4 protein-coding genes, 2 tRNA genes and 1 pseudogene are annotated in these 6370 nt (G+C 63.3%); 3 read left to right on the top strand and 4 right to left on the bottom strand.

The window, feature by feature from the left end; translation table 11 throughout:
* Positions 1 to 521: 521 nt before the first annotated feature.
* On the top strand, positions 522 to 1598 hold the full coding sequence (locus MBENS4_RS21505; RefSeq protein ID WP_159108115.1) for a tyrosine-type recombinase/integrase: 1077 nt from the start codon (positions 522 to 524) through the stop codon (positions 1596 to 1598).
* 59 nt (positions 1599 to 1657) lie between these two features.
* On the opposite strand, the gene MBENS4_RS21500 is transcribed toward MBENS4_RS21505, so the two are convergent.
* The 4 genes from MBENS4_RS21500 to MBENS4_RS21485 all read right to left on the bottom strand — a co-directional run bounded on the left by MBENS4_RS21500 (position 1658) and on the right by MBENS4_RS21485 (position 5076).
* A tRNA-Pro gene (locus tag MBENS4_RS21500) sits at positions 1658 to 1734 on the bottom strand.
* A gap of 52 nt (positions 1735 to 1786) precedes the next feature.
* Positions 1787 to 1862 (bottom strand) — tRNA-Ile (locus MBENS4_RS21495).
* 111 nt (positions 1863 to 1973) lie between these two features.
* Positions 1974 to 2981: a polysaccharide deacetylase family protein gene (locus MBENS4_RS21490; RefSeq protein ID WP_144401029.1), complete on the bottom strand. Its 1008-nt coding sequence runs from the start codon at positions 2979 to 2981 to the stop codon at positions 1974 to 1976.
* Between the two features lie 52 nt (positions 2982 to 3033).
* Positions 3034 to 5076: a hypothetical protein gene (locus MBENS4_RS21485; RefSeq protein ID WP_039394629.1), complete on the bottom strand. Its 2043-nt coding sequence runs from the start codon at positions 5074 to 5076 to the stop codon at positions 3034 to 3036.
* A 258-nt stretch (positions 5077 to 5334) separates the two neighbouring features.
* Between MBENS4_RS21485 and MBENS4_RS21480 the strand changes: the two are divergent.
* Both MBENS4_RS21480 and MBENS4_RS21475 read left to right on the top strand, forming a co-directional pair.
* Positions 5335 to 5801 (top strand): annotated as a pseudogene (locus MBENS4_RS21480) (Lrp/AsnC family transcriptional regulator).
* 9 nt (positions 5802 to 5810) lie between these two features.
* Positions 5811 to 6368 carry a hypothetical protein gene (locus MBENS4_RS21475; RefSeq protein ID WP_039394625.1) on the top strand — a complete coding sequence of 186 codons (558 nt, stop codon included), beginning with the start codon at positions 5811 to 5813 and terminating at the stop codon, positions 6366 to 6368.
* Positions 6369 to 6370: the final 2 nt, after the last annotated feature.

Here is a 6370-nt window from a genome sequence, read left to right as displayed (position 1 = left end):
TTTAGGTTACGTTGTGATCATGTCGTCAACTTACCGAAAGTTGGAGCAATGGCAAACAGGATCAATACTGCGAGGCTTCTGAAAGATCTTCTACAGATGCGGGGATCAAGCTTCGCGGAGGTCGGTAGGACGGTTGGCGTAACGCGTGCCGCAGTCTCGCTCGTTGCCCATGGCAGGTCTAATTCTCGTCGTATTCGCTTGGCTCTTGCCGAAGCAGCGGGCCTTGCGCCTAGTCAGCTTTGGCCCCGGAACCTGGAAGCGAATGCAGATACTAGCGCGCAGGAAACACGCCCAAAATCGGGGAGAAGTTGAATGGACAACTCAGAAGATCCTCGTCGTCCCGGCTATGCCTCACCTGCTCGCGTCAAAGCGTACCTCAAGCTATACGCGGACCTTGGTCATGAGATTGGCGGGTTGGAATTGACGCCTGACCGGTCGATCCGAATTCTTTCTCGGGAAGCTGTGCGCAGCACTGAGTCCAAGAACGCGTATGACGAATGGAAGAGTGCGGGGCGCTAGCGATGGTGCAGGGGCCGCACATCGTCAAGAAACTGCGGATGGGAAGGCCGGTTCGCTGGTATGTCTATGCTTGGCGCGGCGGACCTTGTGTGCACAAGCAAGTTGGGGGCGTCCGTCCCAGTCTGACGGGAGAAATCATTGACGCGATTGCTTCTGCGCGATCGAAGGGTGAGGGTGGCATCGCAGACGGGACCGTCAGTTCTCTGATCGTGGGCTATCGTTCGAGTCCTGAATGGAAGAGGCTCGCTCAAACAACCCAGCGTGGATGGAGCCCCTGGCTTGACCAGATCGATGGCAAGTTCGGAAGAGCGCCGCTGGCTGCGTTCGATGATCGGCGAGTTAGGAACGACATCCTCACATGGCGCGATGGCTATGCGGATCGACCGCGCAGTGCTGACATGGCGATGCAGGTGTTATCGCGTCTCCTGTCGTGGGGCGTCGACCGAGGACGTCTCGCCAAGAATCATGCGGCAGGGATTGATCAGCTTTACGAGAGCAATCGCGCTGACATCGTTTGGACCGAAGCTGACTTTGCAGCATTCAAATTGCATGCGTGCGACGAAGTTCGTGAAGGCGTCGAGCTGGCGGCCTGCACTGGCCTTCGGCGTGGTGATCTGGTCGGCGTCCCGTGGTGCGCCGTGGGTGAGCATGCCATCATCTGGCAGACCGGAAAAAGCCGCGGCCGCGCGCGCATCGTGATCCCCTTGTTGCCCGAGACGCGAGTCGTGCTCGACGGGATAAAGGCTCGGCATGCATTGGAGATGGCGGCAAGGCCTGAGGGCAAGCGTAAGCCACTGCCTGAAACGATTCTGAGCAACAGCATGTGGCGACCATGGACACCCATGGGTTTCAGTAGCCGCTTCCATGACGCCAAGAAGGAAAGCGGCGTGAAAGTCAATCTGCATGACCTGAGGGGGACGTTCGCCACGCGTTGCATGATAGCCGGGCTGACCGATCAGGAGATCGCGGACATCCTTGGTTGGAATACCAAGGATGTGGCCTTCATTCGGCTCAAATACGTCGACCAGGCCCGAGTGGTGGTGGCCATGGCCGAGCGGATCAGCCGTGGAACAAAGTGAGATTGTGTAAACCGGTTGTAAACCGGCTTAGGAAGGAAGGTGCTAAGTGCTTGAGAAGTTGGTCGGGGAGACAGGATTCGAACCTGCGACATCCTGCTCCCAAAGCAGGCGCGCTACCGGACTGCGCCACTCCCCGACCTATCGGGCGCCGATGTTGGGCCACGTGCTGTCGCCCGTGAAGGCGAGGGTGGTGGGCCCGGCAGGATTCGAACCCGCGACCTAGCCGTTATGAGCGGCCAGCTCTAACCGCTGAGCTACAGGCCCCAACCGTGCCGCCCGGCGCTATCGGCGTGGCCGGGCGAGAGACGCGTTAGCTTGGCTGTCGCAGCTAGGCAAGCGTTGGCGCGCTTAAAATCGTGCTTTGTCCGCAAGTGCTCAGGGCAGCTCTACGCAGCGCATGATGTCCTTGACGCTGGTGGAGGAAACGCCGCGGGTCGCAAGGTAGTCGAAGAGGGTTCGCCACCAGGCATAGAAGGCGTCGAGTTCGGCATCATCGCGCACGTAAGGGGTATAGCCCGGTGCGAGCGAGGGGCTGTGGAAGGAAAAGACAAGGACGGGCACACCGTCGTCGAGGGCTATGTCGACTCCGCGCATGGCCTCGTGCGCGGTGATCCCTTCGGGGGTGAGGGCGATGCGTTCAAGAAGCCCCAGACGTGCCAGCATGCCGCGCAGGCGAGGTGCGCGCCAGAGCCTGGGATAGATCCAGTCACCAAGCTGGCGCAGCGGGCCCCAGTAGAGGCTTGTCAGCGGAAGTTCGAGAATACGCGGATCATCGGTGCCGACCCAGTAGGGGTGGCAGGGATGATGGCGATAGTTGGGACCACCTTCGCCGCTGTAGTCGAAGCGGGCCCGTACCGAACTGTCGATGGCGATCCCGTTGGCGCGCAGGATCGAGGCCGTATCCGCGCCCAGGCCATAGCGTCCGGCGCGGTAGATCAAGGGGGGGGCGCCAAAAACCTCCTCGATCTTCGCTTTCAGCCGCTGCAGCTTGGCCTCTTCGAGTTCGCGCGGGAGGTTGCCGGCGAAGCTGTTGTAGGCGGTTATCTCTTCCTCGAACGGTGGGTTGACCCAGGGGTGCAACTGGACGCCGATCTCGGCGCGTCCTTCGCGGACGGCCTCTCCGATGGCCTGAACGGCAAGGGGCGTGTTCACGATCGGGAAGTCGACGAGGTAGACCGGAGTTACGCCGTATCCCTCGCAGAATTCCTGAAATTTGCGCAAGGCTGGGACGCTGAGGAGAGTGTGACCTTCGCGGTCCAGAGGGCGGGACCAGTCGAACTCCTCCTCGGTATCGACCGTCACGAGAAAGCGTTGCCCGAAGTCGTCGTGGAAACGGGCCCGGCTTTCTGGCCTTGGACGCTGCAGCATGTTGGGTTCGGCCACGACCGCCTCTATCCTTGTCTCCGGCGCCGCGCGGCCAGGTTGTCTGCCTCCTTCAGGAAGCGAGGTTCGCCAGGTCAGGGCGTGCGTCTTTCACCCGGGCCAAGGGTAACGTAAGCACGAGTTCATTGGCAATGCGCTGCAGGCCGCCCCCGGCGCTGCGGGCTTCGGCTGAGGCAAGGCGTAAGGTGAAGCCGACCCCGAATACGCCTGCTGTCAGGGCCTGTCCGCGCCCGATGTCGCCGATCGCAAACAGCGCGTCGCCTTCGCGCTCGGCGAGAGTCTTGGGCAGTTGCAGGCAGATGCGAAGGTCGCTGCCATTTTCGGCCCAGTGGAGTGCCAGACGCTCCTCGCTGGCCGACGCGCCTGCGAGCGCGGCAAGCAGGCGCCAGACGAGGCGTTCGGCTTCGTCGTGTTCGAGGGCGATGGGCAGCTGCGCGTCGGCGAGGTCCGGGGAGGGCCGAAAACCGCTGTTGCGCGGGCCCGTCCAACTGCCCAGGCGCTGGATCGTGCGATGGGTGACAAGCGCGAAGTTGCAGAGCCCCGGGTCGAGTGACAAGGCGCCTGTTTCGAGTTTGACCAGTCGGTCGAGTTCCTCGAAACCGGCCAGGATATGCGCGCAATCGCCCGCGATGGAGGCCGCAAGCGCCCGGTACTCGTGCGGGGCAGGGCCGTAGAGTTGCTGCTGGATGATCTCGGCAGCAACCTGGATGGCGTTTGCCGGGGTGCGCAGTTCATGAAGAACCTGGCGCATCCGGTCCGCCTCGGCGCTGGCGCTGGCGTTCGCCGTATCCCGCACCGAGGGGTGGGGGCGGCGCAAGCGGCCGCTATGGCCGGTGAAGCGTCCCGTGCCTTGGTCGAAGCAGGCGGCGGCGTCGACTTGCCATATGCCACTGATCGCGGCCTGGCCCGACAGCTGGATACGTGCTCCCCGGATCGGCTGCCCGTGCCGAACAGCGGTCGCGATCGTTTCCTGTTCGCTCTCGTGGACAGGGAGAAGGAAGCCGGTGACCGCGCTGGCGAAGGGGCCGTCGGCCCAGGTGATCCGGCCAAGGGCATCGGTGGCGAAATCGAGGGTCGTGGGGCCCTGCGTGGCTTCACTGATGGCATCGCCCAGAGGCAGCCGGGGCGAATCGCCCTGAGGCTCCGAGGGCTGGGGCTTCTGGCGGCTTCGACGGAATTCCTCGATGCGGCGTACGATCGCGCCGATTCCCGGATCCCCGGGGCCGTCCGGAGCGAGCGGTGGCGGTGGCGGCGGGGTGAGGGGCCCCGACGCGCGCAGACGCGCCCATTCCCGCAGCGATGTGGGGATGGTGGAGGGCGCCTGTGTCGCGGCGCGCGTGCTCCCGCAAGGCGCGGGATCATGCGGCGGCGCAAAGGTGCTCACGGGCGGGCCTTGGTCCGCTTCCGGGCGGTGTGCAGGGAATGGAGGGGCGGCGGGTGGTTCGTCGCCCAGCAATTGCGTGAGCACGAGTTCCTCGACTTCCGCTTCGTTCGAGGGAACTCGACCAGCGCCGAGTGTCCGGGCCTGAACTCCGGCGTTTGCCATATGCCCAGGCCGTTCCTCTGTCTGCTGAGGGGCCGGCGGTTCGAGGGCTTCGCCCGCAGATCGCTCTGCGCTGGGGGCGAGCGTCTCGGTCGCGGCTGATGCGGCCGCGATGGGAGGAAGCGCCCGGTCGCCGATGCCCAGCCGTTCCAGCATGTCGTTCACGCGCGGGGGCAGGTCGCGGCGGTGGCGCAGGATGCCGCGGGCGTGGACGGGCAGGGCCGGGATCAGGTCAAGCCAGGCCGCTTCGCTCAGTCGCGTCTTGGCAAGTGCGGCGCTGGCGACCTGGGGGCCGGCTTCGGCGAGCAGGGCAAGGAGGCGGGGATTGGTAAGGCGCACCAGGGACTGGCGAATCAGTTCGGCCTGATCGGTGTCGCGAATCGTTGCTCCCAGCGAATCAAGGCGGGCGTAACCCGCCTCGGTCAGGTCCGTGACGAGACCGGAAGGGGCCTGCGCCAGGATGTCGATCAGCTGTCTGTACTGGATGCGCGCAAGCGTTCCGCTGGTCGCGGAATGGCGCAAAACCGTGGAAAGGCGATCGTCGAAGTGCATTCAAATCCAAGGGAGAGCCGGCGGGAGCGGGTCTCGTTACGGGCCAGTGCGGATCCCGTAGCACGTCGCAAGGCGATTTGCGGGATTGTTTTCCCCTAGCAAACCAACCGTTTCGCAAAAGTGACCAAGGGAAAGCGTTGCAAAGCGGGACGATTACGCTAAGGGATAATATTATTTCAGGAAAGCGTCGTTTTGCGTGCGTTTTCGTCGACAATGTGGCCTGAAGCGAAGGCCTGGGGTGAATTTCGGGATTCGGACATGATCAATCTGGATGAAATCGATCGTCGGCTTCTGGCCGAGTTGCAGGATGAGGGGCGGATCACCAACGTCGAGTTGGCTCAGCGCGTCGGCCTGACCGCGCCGCCGTGTCTGCGCCGCGTGCGCAGCCTCGAGGAGGCTGGGATCATTCAGGCTACCACGCCGATCTGGACCCTTCGAAACTGGGCTTCACGATCACGGTCTTCGCGCTCGTCAGCCTCAAGAGTCAGGCCGAGGAAGCGCTGCGTGCGTTCGAGGACCACATGAAGGGCCTTGCCGAAGTGCGCGAGTGCCACATGCTCAACGGCGAAATCGACTTCATACTGAAGATCGTCAGCCGCGACCTCCAGAGCTTCCAGGAATTCCTGACCAGCAAGCTGACGCCCGCGCCCAACGTGGACAGCGTCAAGACCTCGCTCACGATCCGTACATCGAAGAGCATTCCGGGCGTTCCGCTCGAGGTCTGAGCCTTTCGCATGCCCAATTCCCGCAAAGTTCGCCGCGCCGTGCTGGTCGGTGTGGCGCTGGCGCTGGTCGGTGCCAATTTCTGGTGGTTCACGCGCGGGGGGCAGGACGAGGGCAAGGCGTTCGAGCTTACGCCGACTTTCGGGGGCGAATATTCCCTCCAGAAGCAGGGTGTGCCGCTCGATTTCGATGCCGATACGTTGACGTGGACGGCGAACGGCAGGGCGATTGCGCAGGTTGGTACGCAAGTGAAGCGCGAGCTTCTGATGACACCGCTGGATGGCGAAGGGCCTGAGCCCATACCCGTTCCCGAAGCCTTGAAATCCCAAGAACTTGCCTATGTGCCCGTCCACGATGATCCACAGCGCACCGTGGAAGATATGCGCCGCTTGCTCCTGTCTCTGGTGAAGGGCGGGGTTTGCCAGGTGGGACTTGTCGACCAGAGCGAGGGTGAACCCGCGGGCAAGGCGGAATCCGGCCTTGCTGAGCGTATCGAGCTTTACGGCATCATTGCGGTGCGTAGCGATACCGGGCAGCGTCTCGTGTGCACACCCTCACTCGCAGATTGATG

The sequence above is a fragment of the Novosphingobium sp. MBES04 genome, from assembly GCF_000813185.1.
In the GTDB taxonomy this organism is placed as follows: domain Bacteria; phylum Pseudomonadota; class Alphaproteobacteria; order Sphingomonadales; family Sphingomonadaceae; genus Novosphingobium; species Novosphingobium decolorationis.
The sequence above is the reverse complement of the archived record's forward strand: the minus strand, read 5'-3'. Positions and strand labels throughout refer to the sequence as shown.

Bases quoted from the DNA above. Each gene is read 5' to 3' on its own strand.
- MBENS4_RS21475 (WP_039394625.1), top strand. From the start codon at position 5,811: ATGCCCAATTCCCGCAAAGTTCGCCGCGCCGTGCTGGTCGGTGTGGCG.
- MBENS4_RS21505 (WP_159108115.1), top strand. From the start codon at position 522: ATGGTGCAGGGGCCGCACATCGTCAAGAAACTGCGGATGGGAAGGCCG.
- MBENS4_RS21485 (WP_039394629.1), bottom strand. From the start codon at position 5,076: ATGCACTTCGACGATCGCCTTTCCACGGTTTTGCGCCATTCCGCGACC.